The 16,181-nt window shown below is 62.4% G+C and carries 15 protein-coding genes; 10 read left to right on the top strand and 5 right to left on the bottom strand.

The window, feature by feature from the left end; all coding sequences use genetic code 11:
• Positions 1 to 415 precede the first annotated feature (415 nt).
• The 4 genes from P3T16_RS18700 to P3T16_RS18685 all read left to right on the top strand — a co-directional run bounded on the left by P3T16_RS18700 (position 416) and on the right by P3T16_RS18685 (position 3,740).
• A complete protein-coding gene (locus P3T16_RS18700; RefSeq protein WP_429343395.1) occupies positions 416 to 985 on the top strand; it encodes a cytochrome b in 570 nt (189 codons plus the stop codon).
• 7 nt (positions 986 to 992) lie between these two features.
• Positions 993 to 1,556, top strand: a complete 564-nt coding sequence (locus tag P3T16_RS18695; RefSeq protein WP_429343394.1) for a YceI family protein — start codon at positions 993 to 995, stop codon at positions 1,554 to 1,556.
• 94 nt (positions 1,557 to 1,650) lie between these two features.
• Positions 1,651 to 2,211, top strand: coding sequence for a YceI family protein (locus P3T16_RS18690; protein ID WP_429255570.1), 561 nt, complete (start codon positions 1,651 to 1,653; stop codon positions 2,209 to 2,211).
• 251 nt (positions 2,212 to 2,462) lie between these two features.
• Positions 2,463 to 3,740, top strand: a complete 1,278-nt coding sequence (locus tag P3T16_RS18685; RefSeq protein WP_429343393.1) for an MFS transporter — start codon at positions 2,463 to 2,465, stop codon at positions 3,738 to 3,740.
• A 105-nt stretch (positions 3,741 to 3,845) separates the two neighbouring features.
• On the opposite strand, the gene secF is transcribed toward P3T16_RS18685, so the two are convergent.
• From secF to queA, 5 genes are all read right to left on the bottom strand, one after another.
• A complete protein-coding gene (gene secF, locus P3T16_RS18680; protein WP_429255408.1) occupies positions 3,846 to 4,796 on the bottom strand; it encodes a protein translocase subunit SecF in 951 nt (316 codons plus the stop codon).
• An 18-nt stretch (positions 4,797 to 4,814) separates the two neighbouring features.
• Entirely contained in the window at positions 4,815 to 6,863 is a 2,049-nt protein-coding gene (gene secD, locus P3T16_RS18675; protein WP_429255407.1) for a protein translocase subunit SecD, read from the bottom strand.
• Positions 6,864 to 7,008: 145 nt separating this feature from the next.
• Positions 7,009 to 7,332 (bottom strand): preprotein translocase subunit YajC, encoded by a 324-nt coding sequence (gene yajC, locus P3T16_RS18670; RefSeq protein WP_228874238.1) that lies wholly within the window; start codon positions 7,330 to 7,332, stop codon positions 7,009 to 7,011.
• Between the two features lie 256 nt (positions 7,333 to 7,588).
• Complete coding sequence (gene tgt, locus P3T16_RS18665) at positions 7,589 to 8,776, bottom strand: tRNA guanosine(34) transglycosylase Tgt (protein WP_429343392.1); 1,188 nt, start codon at positions 8,774 to 8,776, stop codon at positions 7,589 to 7,591.
• Between the two features lie 102 nt (positions 8,777 to 8,878).
• Entirely contained in the window at positions 8,879 to 9,928 is a 1,050-nt protein-coding gene (gene queA / locus P3T16_RS18660) for a tRNA preQ1(34) S-adenosylmethionine ribosyltransferase-isomerase QueA (protein WP_429343391.1), read from the bottom strand.
• A gap of 178 nt (positions 9,929 to 10,106) precedes the next feature.
• Between queA and recG the strand changes: the two genes are divergently transcribed.
• The 6 genes from recG to P3T16_RS18630 all read left to right on the top strand — a co-directional run bounded on the left by recG (position 10,107) and on the right by P3T16_RS18630 (position 16,164).
• Positions 10,107 to 12,317, top strand: coding sequence for an ATP-dependent DNA helicase RecG (recG, locus tag P3T16_RS18655; RefSeq protein WP_429343390.1), 2,211 nt, complete (start codon positions 10,107 to 10,109; stop codon positions 12,315 to 12,317).
• 162 nt (positions 12,318 to 12,479) lie between these two features.
• Positions 12,480 to 13,439: a LysR substrate-binding domain-containing protein gene (locus tag P3T16_RS18650; RefSeq protein WP_429255403.1), complete on the top strand. Its 960-nt coding sequence runs from the start codon at positions 12,480 to 12,482 to the stop codon at positions 13,437 to 13,439.
• Positions 13,440 to 13,609: 170 nt separating this feature from the next.
• Positions 13,610 to 13,750: a hypothetical protein gene (locus P3T16_RS18645; RefSeq protein WP_429343389.1), complete on the top strand. Its 141-nt coding sequence runs from the start codon at positions 13,610 to 13,612 to the stop codon at positions 13,748 to 13,750.
• A gap of 56 nt (positions 13,751 to 13,806) precedes the next feature.
• Positions 13,807 to 15,264 carry a catalase gene (locus tag P3T16_RS18640; RefSeq protein ID WP_429343388.1) on the top strand — a complete coding sequence of 486 codons (1,458 nt, stop codon included), beginning with the start codon at positions 13,807 to 13,809 and terminating at the stop codon, positions 15,262 to 15,264.
• A 72-nt stretch (positions 15,265 to 15,336) separates the two neighbouring features.
• Positions 15,337 to 15,528 (top strand): hypothetical protein, encoded by a 192-nt coding sequence (locus P3T16_RS18635; protein ID WP_429343387.1) that lies wholly within the window; start codon positions 15,337 to 15,339, stop codon positions 15,526 to 15,528.
• 147 nt (positions 15,529 to 15,675) lie between these two features.
• Positions 15,676 to 16,164 (top strand): Dps family protein, encoded by a 489-nt coding sequence (locus P3T16_RS18630; RefSeq protein WP_429255399.1) that lies wholly within the window; start codon positions 15,676 to 15,678, stop codon positions 16,162 to 16,164.
• Positions 16,165 to 16,181: the final 17 nt, after the last annotated feature.

Here is a 16,181-nt window from a genome sequence, read left to right as displayed (position 1 = left end):
TGAGTGAAGACGGACGACGTGGACAGGGACCCGTAGAAAAAACCAGCACAACCTTTCGCTGATGTTCACGAAGACAGCGGCACAGGCGCGAAACGACTGAACACTTTGCCTGAAGCCCGCGCCATGTTACCAAACAGCCCGCTCGATGCATTTCAAAATTGCGCCGCCGGACCGTGGAAGGCCTTGGCCGGCGGCCCGCACACGCATCGGACCCTTTCCGTCCCCAAATCGTTCCATTGATGCGACGGACTGTTGCACGGGCGTTCCAGCCAGCTTTAACGGCTTGCGGTAGCATGGCGGCCTTGGCGTTGTCATTCGCCCGGCGGCGACGACGTCGCCAGTCTGGCTGCATCGCCGGAGCCGCTGGAATAAGCGCTCCAGCCGCTCCGTTAACCTTGTTTGCGTCCGCTCCGTCATGGCACCTCGTTCTTCCTCTGCGGCGCCCAGCGCCCCCGATAGTTACACGCGGACCGCGATTGCGTTTCACTGGCTGATCGCGTTGCTGATCGTTTGCGGGTTCGCGCTCGGCTGGGTGATGACCGACATCCCAGGTTTCACGCCCACCAAGCTGCGCTATTTTTCGTGGCACAAATGGATCGGCGTGACCGTGTTCGCCCTCGCCGTGGTGCGCATCCTGTGGCGCGCGACGCATGTCGCGCCGGCGTTGCCGGCCGGCATGGTCGCGTGGCAGCGGATCGCCGCGGAGGTCGTTCACGTGCTGCTGTATGTGCTGATGATCGCGATTCCGGTTTCGGGCTATCTGTACAGCTCGGCATCGAATATCCCGGTTGTATATCTTGGCCTCGTGCGTCTGCCGCTGCTGATTTCGCCGGACCCGCACCTGAAAGCCATCCTCAAGGTCGTTCACGTGACGCTCAATTACGGCCTGCTCGCACTCGTCGTGCTGCACGTCGCAGGCGCGCTCAAGCATCAGTTGCTGGATCGCGACGGCCTGCTGTCGCGCATGATTCCTTTCCTCAAATAGGACACTTATGAAGGTTTCATTTCATCGCACCCTGCTGACGGCTTTCGCAGCTGTTACGTTGACCGCCGCGGGCAGCGCGCTCGCCCAGGTCGACGTGGCGAAAAGCACCGTCACGGCGACGTCGAAACAGATGAACGTGCCCGTCGAAGGCAAGTTCGGCAAGTTCACCGCGCAGATCATGTTCGATCCGGCCAAACCGACCGCAGGCAGCGCGCAGCTTTCTATCGACACCGGCAGCTACGACCTCGGCGACGAGAGCTATAACGACCAGGTGCGTGGCAAGGAATGGTTCGATTCGAAGGCGTACCCGACCGCGACTTTTGCCTCGAATGGGATCGCGCCGGCGGGCGGCAACCAGTTCAAGGTGACCGGCAAGATCACGATCAAGGGCAAGTCGCAGACGGTCACCGTGCCCGTGACGGTCACGCAGCAGGGCTCGACGCAGACGTTCGACGGCTCGCTGCCGGTCAAACGCTCGCAGTTCGATATCGGCACGGGCGAATGGAAAGATACGTCGGTCGTGGCCGATGACGTGGTCATCAAGTTTCATATCGTTGCAGCACACAAGTAATCGTTATCTGTCGTAATCCGTGATTCGTTGTTATTGCGCCGACGTCCCGCGCGGCGCACCTGGATACCTGAAGGAGCATGAATTGAAGAAACATCTGCTGATCGCCGCACTGGCGTCGACCCTCTCGATCGGCGCATTCGCCGCCGATACCTATCAACTCGACCCGGCGCACACGTTCCCGAGTTTCGCGGCTGACCACTTCGGCGGCCTGTCGGTGTGGCGCGGCAAGTTCACGAAGAGTTCGGGCACGGTCACGCTCGATCGCGCCGCGAAGACCGGCACGGTTGAGGTCACGGTCGATCCGACATCGGTGAGCACGGGCAACACGAAGCTCGACGATCACCTGAGGACGGACGCCTTCTTCGACGTGGCGAAATTCCCGGCTGCGACCTACAAGGGGACCGAGATCAAATTCGACGGCGACAAGCCTGCTGAAGTGATCGGCACGCTGACGATGCATGGCGTGACGAAGCCGGTGAACCTGAAGGTCGAATCGTTCAAGTGCATGCAACATCCGGTGCTCAAGCGCGAAGTGTGCGGCGTGGAAGCCAGCACGACGTTCGATCGCGCGGACTTCGGCATGGACTTTGGCAAGACGTACGGCTTCAGCATGCAGACCAAACTGCAGATCCAGGCTGAAGGTATCAAGCAGTAAGCCTGTTTGACGATGTCTCGCAGGCGTGCTCGCCTCGCGTAGTGCGGGCAGCGCGTCTGGCGCAAAAACCGCTTCGTTCGCCTTGCGACGAAGCGGTTTTTTTATTGTGCTTTCAGCGTTGCCGCGGCGGGTTGGGATTGCTCCGCCTGCTCGCGTAAAGTTTATTTTTCAGCTACATAGTGGCGCTACCGCCTGACTGGTTGTGCGCGCATCCAGTCCGGCGATGAAACGACTCGCACAGGGAGACCTGAATGAATGCAACGACGGCCGCAAGCGCCGCGGCGGCACGCCACAGTTCATGGCGCGTCGTAGTCGCCGCGTCGATCGGCAATGCGCTGGAATGGTTTGATCTGGTCGTCTACGGGTTTTTCGCGGTCGTCATCTCGAAGCTGTTTTTTCCCGCCGGTAACGACACCGTTTCGCTGCTGTTGACGCTCGGCACGTTCGGCGTGTCGTTCTTCATGCGGCCGCTCGGCGCTATCGTGCTCGGCGCATACGCCGACCGGGCAGGGCACAAGGCCGCGCTGACGCTCTCGATCCTGCTGATGATGGTCGGCACGTTGATCATCGCGATCCTGCCCACATACGAAACGATCGGCATTGCAGCACCGCTGATCCTCGTGCTTGCGCGGCTGATGCAGGGCTTTTCCGCCGGCGGCGAGTTCGGCAGCGCGACGGCGTTTCTCGCCGAGCATGTGCCCGGGCAGCGCGGCTTCTTTGCCAGCTGGCAGATCGCGAGCCAGGGGTTGACCACGCTGCTCGCCGCGCTGTTCGGATTCGTGCTGACAGGCAAACTCTCGCCTGAGCAGATGATGTCGTGGGGCTGGCGCGTGCCATTCACCTTCGGGCTCCTGATCGGACCGGTTGCCTGGTACATCCGCACCCGTCTCGACGAGACGCCCGAATTCCTCGACGCCGAAACCACCGCGACGCCGTTGCGCGACACCTTCGCCAGCCAGAAGCTGCGGCTCTTGATCGCGATGGGTCTGGTCGTGCTTGGCACGGTATCGACCTACCTTGTGCTGTTCATGCCGACGTACGGTGTGAAGCAACTGGGGCTGTCTCCGTCGGTATCGTTCGCGGCGATTTTGCTGGTCGGTGTCATTCAACTGGCGTTCGCGCCGGTGGTCGGGCACGTGTCCGACCGTCAAGGGCGCACGGGAATCATGCTGGCGTCGGCGGTGCTGCTGCTGGTGCTGATCTATCCGGCGTTCGCGTATCTCGTCGCGCATCCGACGTTTGAAACGCTGATCGCGATACAGATCGTGTTCGCCTTTCTGATGACGGGCTACTTCGGCGCGCTGCCGGGATTGCTGTCCGAGCTGTTCCCGGTGCAGACGCGTACGACCGGCATGTCGCTCGCGTACAACGTCGCGGTGACGATTTTCGGCGGCTTCGGCCCGTTCATCATCGCGTGGCTGATCAGCGCGACCGGGACCAAAACCGCGCCGGCCTTTTACATGATGTTTGCGGCGGTGATCAGTTTGATCGCGCTGATTGCTGCCCGTCGCAATCCTGGTTTCAGGTGATTCGATTGCGTGATACGCCGTAAAAGGCAAGCGGTAAACGACAAAGGCCGGTTCTTTCGAACCGGCCTTCTTTATGCGCCTTACATTGCAGCAGGGGGCGGGTGTTTAAACCTCCGCGCCTGCGTTTGGATCGCTCGGATCGTGACGTTCCTTCTTGTCCTTGATCAGGTCTTCACGCTTCACACCCAGCCACATCGCGAGCGCCGCGGCGACGAACACCGACGAGTAGATACCGAACAGAATACCGACCGTCAGCGCCAGTGCGAAGTAGTGCAGCGTCGGGCCGCCGAACAGGAACATCGACAGCACCATCATCTGCGTACAGCCGTGCGTGATGATCGTACGCGACATCGTGCTGGTGATCGCGTGGTTGATGACTTCGATGACCGTCATCTTGCGTTCGCGGCGGAAGGTTTCGCGAATCCGGTCGAAGATAACGACGGATTCGTTCACCGAGTAACCGAGCACCGCGAGCACGGCCGCCAGCACCGACAGCGAGAACTCCCACTGGAAGAACGCGAAGAAGCCGAGAATGATCACCACGTCATGAAGGTTGGCGATCACGCCGGCGACGGCGTACTTCCATTCGAAGCGGAACGACAGATAGATCACGATGCCGATGACCACGCACGCAAGCGCGAGGAGGCCGTCGGTAGCGAGTTCCTTGCCGACCTGCGGGCCGACGAACTCGACGCGCTGCAACTGCGCCTGTGAGTTATCGGCCTTCAGCGCGCCCATCACCTGATCGCTTTGCTGCGCGGACGTGAAACCCTGCTTCAGCGGCAAACGGATCAGCACATCGCGTGAGGTGCCGAAGTTCTGCACCTGCGCGTCAGCGTAACCGAGCTTGCTGAGCGTGTTGCGCAGTGGCTCGAGCGGCACTGCCTGCGGATACTGCACTTCGACGACCGTGCCGCCGGTGAATTCCACCGAAAGATGCAGTCCGCGATGCACGAGGAAAAACACAGCGGCAATGAACGTCAGCAGCGAGATCGCGTTGAAGATCAACGCGCGCTGCATGAGCGGAAGGTCTTTGCGGATGCGGAAAAATTCCATGGTCTCTTTCTCCGGGACTCAGCGGGATGAACCCGGTTTCCGGGGCGCAGTGCCCGGATCGTTACGACGGCGGACGACCGGTTTGCCGGTGCGCGCCGCTGCCTTCGCCGCATTCGCTTTGGCAGCCGAGCTTGTGCTGGCGGCAGCGATGGCTTTAGCCGTGTCGGTCGCGGCGTCGCCGTTGCCGAGGTACGCAGCGTCGCCTTCGAGGGGCGTCGGACGCCACACCTGACCGATCGCCAGCGACTTCAGCTTCTTCTTGCCGCCGTACCAGACGTTCACGAGACCGCGCGAGAAGAACACCGCCGAGAACATCGACGTCATGATGCCGATACAGTGCACGACCGCGAAGCCGCGCACCGGACCGGAACCAAACGCGAGCAGCGCAAGGCCAGCGATCAAGGTGGTCACGTTCGAGTCGAGAATCGTCGCCCATGCGTGCGAGTAGCCGTTCTGGATGGCCAGTTGCGGCGGCGCCCCGTTGCGCAGTTCTTCACGCACGCGCTCGTTGATCAGCACGTTCGCGTCGATCGCCATACCGAGCGCGAGCGCGATAGCGGCGATACCCGGCAACGTCAGCGTGGCCTGCAGCATCGAGAGAATCGCGATCAGCAGCAGCAGGTTCACCGACAGCCCGATCATCGAGATCAGACCGAACAGCATGTAGTACGCGATCATGAAGACGGCAATCGCCGCGAAGCCCCACACGACCGAGTGGAAGCCCTTCTTGATGTTATCGGCGCCGAGGCTCGGGCCGATCGTACGTTCTTCGATGATGTCCATCGGCGCGGCCAGCGAACCGGCGCGCAGCAGCAGCGCGAGATCGGTGGCGGCTTGTGGCGTCGGCTGGCCGGTGATCTGGAAGCGGTCGCCGAGTTCGGACTGGATCGTCGCGACCGTCAGCACTTCGCCCTTGCCCTTTTCGAACAGCACCATCGCCATCGGCTTGCCGATGTTGTCGCGCGACACGCTGCGCACTGCGCGGCCGCCGGCCGAATCAAGGCGGATGTTCACCGACGGACGCTGATGCTCGTCAAAGCCCGACGACGCGTCGATAATCCTGTCACCCGTGAAGATGATCTGCTTGCGCAACAGCACCGGCGTTTGCGCGCCCTGCGTGAAGAGTTCATCGCCCGGCGGGACCGGCTCGTTCGGGTTCGGATGCGTGTTCACCGGGTCGGCCAGACGCGCTTCGAGCGTCGCCGTACGGCCGATGATGTCCTTCGCCTTCGCCGTGTCCTGCACGCCCGGCAGTTCGACCACGATGCGGTCGGAGCCTTGCTGCTGGATCACCGGTTCGGCAACGCCGAGTTCGTTCACGCGGTTGTGCAGCGTGGTGATGTTCTGCTTGAGCGCCGCGTCTTCGACGGTTTTCTGCACCGCCGGCGTGAACGTGCCGACGAGTTGCACACCGCCCGCCGGATTCGGCTGCGAGGCCCACTGGAGTTCGTTGATGCTCGATGCGAGCTGCTTGCGCGCGGCTTCGGCGACATCTGCGTCGGCGAAATTCACGACCACCGTCTGGTTGACGCGGTTCACGCCGCCATCGCGGATGTTCTTGTCGCGCAGCAGCGTGCGGGCGTCGGACGCGTCGGAGTCGAGCTTCTTGTTCAGCGCGCCAGCCATGTCGACTTGCAGCAGGAAGTGGACACCGCCGCGCAGGTCGAGGCCGAGATACATCGGCAGCGCGTGCAGCGCGGTCAGCCAGGCCGGCGACGCGCTTTGCAGGTTCAGCGCGACGATGAACTGCGGATCCGTCGGATCGGCGTTCAGCGACTTCTGCAGCAGGTCTTTCACGCGCAGTTGCGTGTCGGTATCCGTCAGACGCACGCGGATGTTCGCGTTGGTCGACGTGTTGTCGAACGTGACGGCGTCAGGCTTGATCTGGCTTGAAGCGAGTGCCGATTCGACCAGCGCGAGCGTGGACGAGTCGAGCTTGACCGTGACTTTGCCGCTCGACACCTGGACCGCCGGCGCTTCACCGAAGAAGTTGGGCAACGTGTACACGAGGCCGATGGCGAGTGCCACCAGCATCACGACATATTTCCAGAGGGGGTAACGATTCATGGGGATGGCCCAACGGGAAGGTTGGCCTGGAAGCCTGGTCTAAACGCCAGGCTTCCAGGCAATGCGTCCGGCGATGAGCGCGGGAACCGTGGCGTGAGCCATGTGCGGTTCCGGCGAGGCCGCGCCGGACGCGACAGAGCAGGCCTTACAGCGACTTGATCGTGCCTTTCGGGAGAATCTGGGTCACCGATGCTTTCTGCACGGTGATTTCAGTGCCTTCGGAAATTTCGACGCCAACGTAAGCATCGCTCACCTTGGTGACCTTGCCGACGATGCCGCCGTTCGTGACGACTTCGTCGCCCTTCGCCATGGCGGAGAGCATGTTGCGGTGTTCCTTCTGGCGCTTCATTTGCGGACGGATCATGATGAAATACAGCACAGCGAACATCAGGATCAGGGGCAGGAAGCTCATCAGGCTCGATTCTGCGCCACCGGTGCCTTGCGCGAAGGCATTGGAAATGAACGACACGTTGGTCTCTCCGTTATAACGATCAAAAAAAGCAGCCGGTTATTCTACCACCGGCCATAGGTCGCGACTGCACATGAAATGCGCTTTCCGATCAAGCTGTTATTTGCGATAAGCGCAGTTCAATCGCATATCGCGAAAGATGATTGTAAGGTTTGTGCCAGCGCACCGACGGATTCTTCTGTTGATATCGCCGGCAGCGTTGGTGGGCGGGCTTTTGCGCGTTCTGCCCTGTGTTCGTGCGGGGCCCGCCGTGTCGTCAGGCTGGCCCGTCGACGCCTCGCGCCCGGTTTTCGTGGAACAGCTTCCTGAACGCGTCGAACATATGCGCTTCGATTGCGTCGCGCATTTCCTGCATCAGTTCGAGGTAGTAGTGCAGGTTGTGGATCGTGTTCAGCTGCGCGCCGAGGATTTCGCCGACGCGATGCAGATGATGCAGATAGCCGCGCGTGAAGTTGCGGCAGGTGTAGCAGCCGCACTGCTCGTCGAGCGGACGCAGCGAGTTCTTGTGCGTCGCGTTGCGGATCTTCACGTCGCCGAAACGGGTGAACAGCCAGCCGTTGCGCGCGTTGCGGGTCGGCATCACGCAGTCGAACATGTCGATACCTGCCGCGACGCCCGCGACCAGATCCTCCGGCGTGCCGACGCCCATCAGGTAGTGGGGCCTGTTTGCCGGCAGCTTCGGGCCGATGTGGTTCAGCACGCGCATCATGTCTTCCTTCGGTTCGCCCACCGACAGGCCGCCAATCGCAAAACCGTGGAAGTCGATCTCCGACAGGCCCGCGAGCGATTCGTCGCGAAGATCCTCGAACATGCCACCCTGAACGATGCCGAAAAGCGCGTTCGGATTGCCGAGCCGGTTGAATTCGTCGATCGAGCGCTTTGCCCAGCGCATCGACATGCGCATCGAATCGGCGGCTTCCTGATGCGAGGTCGGCACGTTGTCGGTGGCGTACGGCGTGCATTCGTCGAACTGCATGACGATGTCCGAATTCAGCACCTTCTGGATCTGCATCGACACTTCGGGCGACAGGAACAGCTTGTCGCCATTGATCGGCGACGCGAACGTGACGCCATCTTCGGTGATCTTGCGCAGATCACCGAGCGAAAACACCTGAAAACCGCCCGAATCGGTCAGGATCGGTTTTTTCCATCCCATGAAGGCGTGCAGGCCACCGTGCGCGGCAATCGTCTCAAGACCCGGACGCAGCCACAGGTGAAACGTGTTGCCGAGGATGATCTGCGCGTGCATCTCTTCGAGTTCGCGCGGCTGGACCGCCTTCACGGTGCCGTAGGTGCCGACCGGCATGAAGATCGGCGTTTCGACGACGCCGTGATTCAACGTCACACGCCCGCGGCGCGCCTCGCCGTCGGTGGTGAGCAGTTCGAACTTGAGGCCGTTTTCCGGGCGTCCGGTTTGCGTCGCGTGTTGATGACCGTCGGTCATGAAAAACTCCTGTGCCACCGGAAAACAGTCCGGCGCAAATGATGAATGCCGTCGCGCGAAGGGCACGGTGGCGGATTGAGATTGCCTGTTACCTGATGTGAATCACGAATCGCGTCGCGTCAGCAGCATCGCGTCGCCGTAGCTGAAAAAGCGGTAACGCGCTTCGATTGCGTGGGCGTAGGCGGCGCGAATCGTGTCGATACCGGCAAAAGCCGACACGAGCATCAAAAGCGTCGACTTTGGCAGATGGAAGTTCGTCACGAGCCGGTCCACGATGCGGAAGCGGTAGCCCGGCGTGATGAAGATGTCTGTCTCGGCGCTCGTTGCGGCGAGCGCATGACCGGCTTCATCGGCGGCTCGCGCGGCGGCTTCGAGCGCGCGCATCGAGGTGGTGCCGACCGCGATGACGCGATTGCCGCGCGCTCTGGTCGCCGCGATGCGATCAACCAGCGTTTGCGGCAACTGATACCACTCACTGTGCATCTTGTGCTCGGCGAGGTTCTCGACCCGCACCGGCTGGAATGTGCCCGCGCCGACATGCAGCGTCAGCGTCGCGCGTTCGATACCTTTGTCATCAAGTCGCGCCAGCAGCGACGCGTCGAAGTGCAGCCCGGCGGTTGGTGCGGCCACCGCGCCCGGGTTTTGCGCGAACACGGTCTGATAGCGCGTTTCGTCGGTCGCGTCGGGGTCGTGCTCGATGTACGGCGGCAACGGCAGACGGCCGTACTGCTCGATCAGCGTCAGACAGTCGGCGGGGAAGTGCAGCGTGTAGAACGGCTCGACGCGCTCACCGACTGTTACGTCGAACGCATCGGCAAGGCGCAGCGTCGTGCCGGGCGCCGGGCTTTTGCTGGCGCGGATCTGCGCCAGTGCGGTCGTTTCGCCAGTCAGCCGTTCGACCAGCACCTCGATCTTGCCGCCACTGGCTTTCTGGCCGAGGAAGCGGGCCTTCAGGACTTTGGTATCGTTGAAGACCAGCAGATCGCCAGGCGCAATGCAGTCGGGCAGTTCGGCGAAGCGTCGGTCGTTAAGGCGCGCGGGTTCAACCGTGCCGTCCACTTCGAGCAGACGGCTGCCACTGCGCTCGGGCAACGCGGTCTGCGCGATCAGCTCGGGCGGCAGGGTGAAATCGAAATCGGAAAGCGTGAACATGCTGACGGGCTGATGTGAATCGATACTGAATTGAACCGGTGCCGGGCGGCGAGCGGCTATGATTGCGAAACATTGCTGCGGCAGGCTGTGCGTTGACCCGCCGGGTCCACCAGCACGGCTGGCGCGCGGCATCGCTGCGACACCTTTGAAAGCCGATATTGTACTTGCGAAGCGACTCATGCCCTTGTCCGAACGCCGCCTGCCTGCCGACACCGAAGAAGTGAGCGCCGCGCCGAAGCGCCGCGCCGCGCGCGGCAAGGCGGCTGCGGCGACATCACTGGCGGAAGCGGACAACACAGTCAGCGCGAAAAAGCCCGCGCCCGCACTGACAAAAACCGCCGACAGGCTCGCCAAACTCGGTCTCACGCGCGACATCGATCTCGTGCTGCATCTGCCGATGCGCTACGAAGACGAAACCTCGCTCACGCCCGTCGGAGAGCTGCTGCCGGGCGGCATGGCACAGACCGAAGGCGTCGTGTTCGACAACGAGATCGCTTATCGCCCGCGTCGCCAGTTGCTGGTCAAGCTGCGCGACGATGCCGGCGACGAACTCGTGCTGCGCTTTCTCAACTTCTACGGCTCGCAGGTCAGGCAGATGGCCGTCGGCCAGCGGCTGCGTGTGCGCGGTGACGTGCGCGGCGGCTTCTTCGGGATGGAGATGGTGCATCCGGCGGTGAAAGTCGTCGAAGAAGAAACGCCGCTGCCGCAGGCGCTCACGCCGGTGTATCCGAGCACGGCAGGCGTCACGCAGGCGTATTTGCGCAAGTCGATCGATAACGCGTTGTCGCGCACGTCGCTGCCTGAACTGCTGCCCGTGCCGATCGCGCAGGCGTATCTCCAGCCGCTGGGTGTGCCGCCATTGATCGACGCGGTGCGCACGCTGCATCACCCGAACGCGGATTCCGACGAGTACGCGCTGATCGACGGCACGCATCCGGCGTGGACGCGCATCAAGTTCGAGGAGCTGCTCGCGCAGCAGATGTCGCTCAAGCGCGCGCACGAGGAGCGTCGCACGCGCGCGGCGCCTGCAATGCCGCGTCGCGGGCCGACGGATTCCGCTGCGCTCGTCACGCGTCTGCTCGAAGCGTTGCCGTTCTCGCTGACGGGCGCGCAGCAGCGCGTCGGCGCCGAGATCGCGCAGGATCTGACGCAGCCGCACCCCATGCAGCGTCTGCTGCAGGGCGACGTCGGCAGTGGCAAGACGATCGTCGCCGCGCTCGCGGCCGCGCAGGCCATCGACGCCGGCTACCAGGCTGCGCTGATGGCGCCCACCGAAATCCTGGCCGAGCAGCACGCACGCAAGCTGCGCGGCTGGCTCGAGCCGCTCGGCGTGAGCGTCGCGTGGCTTGCCGGCAGTCTGAAAGCGAAGGACAAGCGCGCCGCGCTCGAAGCGGCGGCGTTGGGCACCGCGCATCTTGTGATCGGCACGCACGCGATCATCCAGGACGCGGTCGAGTTCGCGCGGCTTGGCCTCGTGATCGTCGACGAACAGCATCGCTTCGGCGTCGAACAGCGGCTCGCGCTGCGCGCCAAGGCGCGGAACGCCGCCGACGGCGCACGCGATTTCCAGCCGCATCAACTGATGATGTCGGCAACGCCGATTCCGCGCACGCTGGCGATGACCTATTACGCGGACCTCGACGTTTCCACGATCGACGAACTGCCGCCCGGCCGCACGCCGATCCTGACGAAGCTCGTTTCCGACGCGCGCCGCGAAGAAGTGATCGGGCGTGTGCGCGAGGCGGCGCTCACCGGGCGTCAGGTGTACTGGGTGTGTCCGCTGATCGAGGAAAGCGAGACGCTGCAGCTGCAAACCGCCGTCGAAACGTACGAAACGCTGGTCGCGGCCTTACCGGAGCTGAACGTCGGCCTTGTTCACGGACGCCTGGCGCCGGCTGAAAAGGCTGCCGTCATGGACGCCTTCACGCGCAACGAAGTGCAGTTGCTGGTTGCGACGACGGTGATCGAAGTGGGCGTCGACGTGCCGAATGCGTCGCTGATGGTGATCGAGCACGCCGAGCGCTTCGGTCTTGCGCAGCTTCACCAGTTGCGCGGGCGCGTGGGGCGCGGCAGCGCGGCTTCGGTGTGCGTGCTGCTCTACACCGGGCCGCTGTCGCAAACCGCCCGCGCACGGCTTCAGACGATGCGCGAAACGACCGACGGCTTTGAAATCGCGCGGCGCGACCTCGAAATCCGCGGTCCTGGTGAGTTTCTGGGCGCGCGGCAGTCGGGCGCGGCGATGTTGCGATTTGCCGATCTCCAGCAGGACGGCTGGCTAATCGAACCGGCGCGCGAAGCGGCCGCGCGTCTGCTCGACGAATACCCGGATGTCGTCACGCAGCACCTCGCGCGCTGGCTCGGTGCGCGGGAGCATTATCTGAAGGCTTAGCGCGCGCTGGCGGGCCGCAACGCGGTCCGTAGCGGCCTGCAAGCCCAGCCGGAAAGGGGCGCAAACCGCTCCGCCCCCAATCAAAATCAATCCGGGTTGGCGAATTGGCCCCATAGGTGTATAACAGAAACCTATCGAATCCATCGCGCTGATTGGTCCCCAATGACGCTCACTGAATTGAAATACATCGTCGCGGTTGCCCGCGAACGGCACTTCGGCCGCGCGGCGGAAGCGTGTTTCGTCAGCCAGCCGACGCTGTCGGTGGCGATCAAGAAGCTCGAAGACGAACTGAACGTGCAGATTTTCGAGCGCGGGACGAGCGAAGTCAGTGTCACGCCCGTCGGTGAGCAGATCGTCTCGCAGGCGCAGCGTGTGCTGGAGCAGACGCTCGCCATCAAGGAAATCGCCAAGCAGGGCAAGGATCCGCTCGTGGGACCGCTGCGCCTCGGTGTGATCTATACGATCGGACCGTATCTGCTGCCAACGCTCGTCAAGCAGATGATCCGGCGCGTTCCGCAGATGCCGCTGATGCTGCAGGAAAACTACACGCTCAAGCTGATCGAACTGCTGAAGCAGGGCGAAATCGACGTCGCGATCATGGCGCTGCCGTTCCCGGAAACCGGCCTGATGCTGCGTCCGCTGTATGACGAGCCGTTTGTCGTCGCGCTGCCGTCCGGTCACGCATGGGAAACGCGCGCGAAGATCGATCCGGGCGACCTGAAGCAGGAAACAATGCTGCTGCTCGGCAGCGGGCATTGTTTCCGCGATCACGTCCTCGGCGTGTGTCCGGAGCTGATGCGTTTCTCGCAGAATGCGGATGGAATCCAGAAGACGTTCGAAGGTTCCTCGCTGGAGACGATCCGTCATATGGTCGCGAGCGGCGTCGGTATCACGGTGCTGCCGCGCATGTCGGTGACGGAAGTGAAGCCGCACGCCGGTGGCGTCGACTCGGGGCTCCTCAGCTACGTGCATTTCGACGAACCGGTGCCCGACCGTCGCGTCGTGCTGGCGTGGCGCAAGAGCTTCACGCGAATGCCGGCCATTGACGCCATCTGCGATGCGATCAACGCCTGCGATCTGGCGGGCGTAAGCAAGCTCGACCTGCCCGCCGCTGTCAGTTAAAGCGCCCCTTCAGGCTGGCCGCTGGCGTTGCCCAGGACGGCCAGCCGAAGCCCGTCTCCGCTGAGGGCTTCAGCTATCGAATAGATTTATTTAATTAAATTCAGTAATTCGATAGTCATCGATATAGTTTCCTCCATGGATCGCCCGATCCGACACCTCCGGAGGAACCGATGAATCAAGCCCATTCCACGCTCGCCCAGCCCACCGCCCAACCTGCGCGGCAAGCTACGACGCTCCCGGTAGAAAACTTTGCCTCATCGCTGCGCACTGTCGCGATCGCGCTGCTCGTCGACCGCGCGATTTCAGCCTGACGCCCGCCGTCACACCGCAGCACGCCCAATTTCCAATAAAAGCCAGGAGTAGAAGGATGTCTGAACGCAAACTCACCACTGCCGCCGGCGCGCCCGTCGCCGACAACCAGAATTCGATGACCGCCGGCACGCGCGGCCCGGTCGCGCTGCAGGACGTGTGGCTGATCGAGAAGCTTGCGCATTTCGACCGCGAGGTCATTCCTGAGCGACGCGTCCACGCAAAAGGGTCGGGTGCGTTCGGCACATTGAAGGTCACGCACGACATCTCGCGTTTCACGAAAGCAAAAGTGTTCGCGGAAGTCGGCAAGGAAACGCCGCTCTTTCTGCGTTTTTCGACCGTGGCCGGTGAGCGCGGCGCCGCCGACGCCGAGCGCGATGTGCGTGGCTTCGCGATCAAGTTCTACACGGAAGAGGGCAACTGGGACGTGGTCGGCAACAACACGCCGGTGTTCTTTATCCGCGATCCGCTGAAGTTTCCGGATTTCATCCACACGCAGAAGCGCGATCCGTATACGAACACGCGGAGCAACATCGCGGCGTGGGACTTCTGGTCGCGCCATCCGGAGTCGCTCCATCAGGTGACGATCCTGATGAGCGATCGCGGCATTCCGCAGAACTACCGGCAGATGCACGGCTTCGGCTCGCACACGTACTCGTTAATCAACGCGAACAACGAGCGCTTCTGGGTGAAATTTCACTTCAAGTCGATGCAGGGCATCGAAAACTTCACCGATGCCGAGGCCGCACAGGTGATCGCCGGCGATCGCGAAAGCGCGCAGCGCGATCTCGTCGCGAACATCGACAGCGGGAAATTCCCGAAGTGGCGCTTCTGCATTCAGGTGATGCCGGAAGCGGATGCCGCGACGTATCGCTACAACCCGTTCGACATCACGAAAGTGTGGTCGCAGAAGGATTACCCGCTGATCGACGTCGGCACACTTGAATTGAATCGTAATGCCGGCAACTACTTCGTGGATGTCGAGCAGGCGGCGTTTTCGCCGGCGAACGTGGTGCCGGGCATTGGTTTCTCGCCGGACCGTCTACTGCAGGGACGTCTCTTCTCGTACGGCGATACGCAGCGCTACCGGCTTGGCGTGAATCATCACCAGATTCCGGTGAATGCTTCGCGGGTCGCGTCGCCGCATTCGTTCCATCGCGACGGCGGGATGCGCACCGATAGCAACCTGGGTGGCACGGTGAACTACGAGCCGAACCGTTTCGGTGACTTCGCGCAGGACCGCAATGCGGCGGAGCCGCCGCTCGCGGCGGGCGCCGTCGACCGCTACGACCATCGCGACGATGACGACTACTACAGCCAGCCGGCCGCGCTGTTCCAGATCTTCGACGCGGCGCAACGCGAGCGGTTGTTCGGCAACATCGCACGGCACATCAAGGGCGTGCCGGACGACATCATCGCGCGGCAGATCGAGCACTTCCGGCGCATCGATCCAGCGTATGCGGAGGGCGTTGTCGCCGCGCTCGTGAAACTTGAAGAACGCGAAGTGACGAAGTAGCGGCAGTCACGCAGGAAGGCGGTGCGCATCGGCGCGCCGCCGGGATGTGAGGGTGAATTGAGGGAAACGATCATGAACCAGATGATGCAGGCGATTAACCGCACAAACGTCGGGCGTGGTACGAATGCAGCGCGATATGCCGTGCAGGTTCAGGCGCAGGTTCAGGGCGCGACTGTTGCCAGAAAAATGGTGGGATTTGCGATTGTCACCAGCGGTTTTGCGGTGATCGCTGCGCAGGCATTGCAGCACGCTTTCGGCGGCTGACGTCAGGGGCGTGACATCTGGTCAGTGCGCGTGTACAGGCTTGTCCGAGCTTGTCCAGGCTACACTGTCGGGCGATCCAGCGTTCGGGACGGCATAGGCGATCCAGAACCTGCCGAGCGGTTTGTATCACTCTTTAAAGGAGTCTTCATGGCCAGGAAAGAAGCTATTCAGCACGTCAATATCGGTATCAGCGACAAGGATCGCAAGAAGATCGCGGAAGGGCTGTCGCGTCTGCTTGCGGACACGTACACGCTTTACCTGAAGACCCACAACTTCCACTGGAACGTGACGGGCCCGATGTTCAACACGCTGCATCTGATGTTCGAGACGCAGTACACCGAGCTTGCCATGGCCGTCGACCTGATCGCCGAACGCATCCGCGCGCTGGGCGTGCATGCGCCGGGCAGCTACAAGGAATTCGCGAAGCTGTCGTCGATTCCTGAAGCAGACGGCGTTCCGGCGGCCGAAGACATGATCCGTCAACTCGTGGAAGGCCAGGAAGCCGTCGTGCGCACCGCGCGCGAAATCTTCCCGTCGACGGAAGCGGCCAACGACGAACCGACCGCCGATCTCTTGACCCAACGCATGCAGACGCACGAAAAGACCGCGTGGATGCTGCGTTCGATGCTGGCTTGAGGTTGAAGCGTTAGTTC

It is taken from the genome of Paraburkholderia sp. GAS42, from assembly GCF_050436565.1.
Taxonomy (GTDB): Bacteria; Pseudomonadota; Gammaproteobacteria; order Burkholderiales; family Burkholderiaceae; genus Paraburkholderia.
Note: the sequence above shows the minus strand (reverse complement) of the source record. Positions and strands in the feature narration are given on the sequence as shown.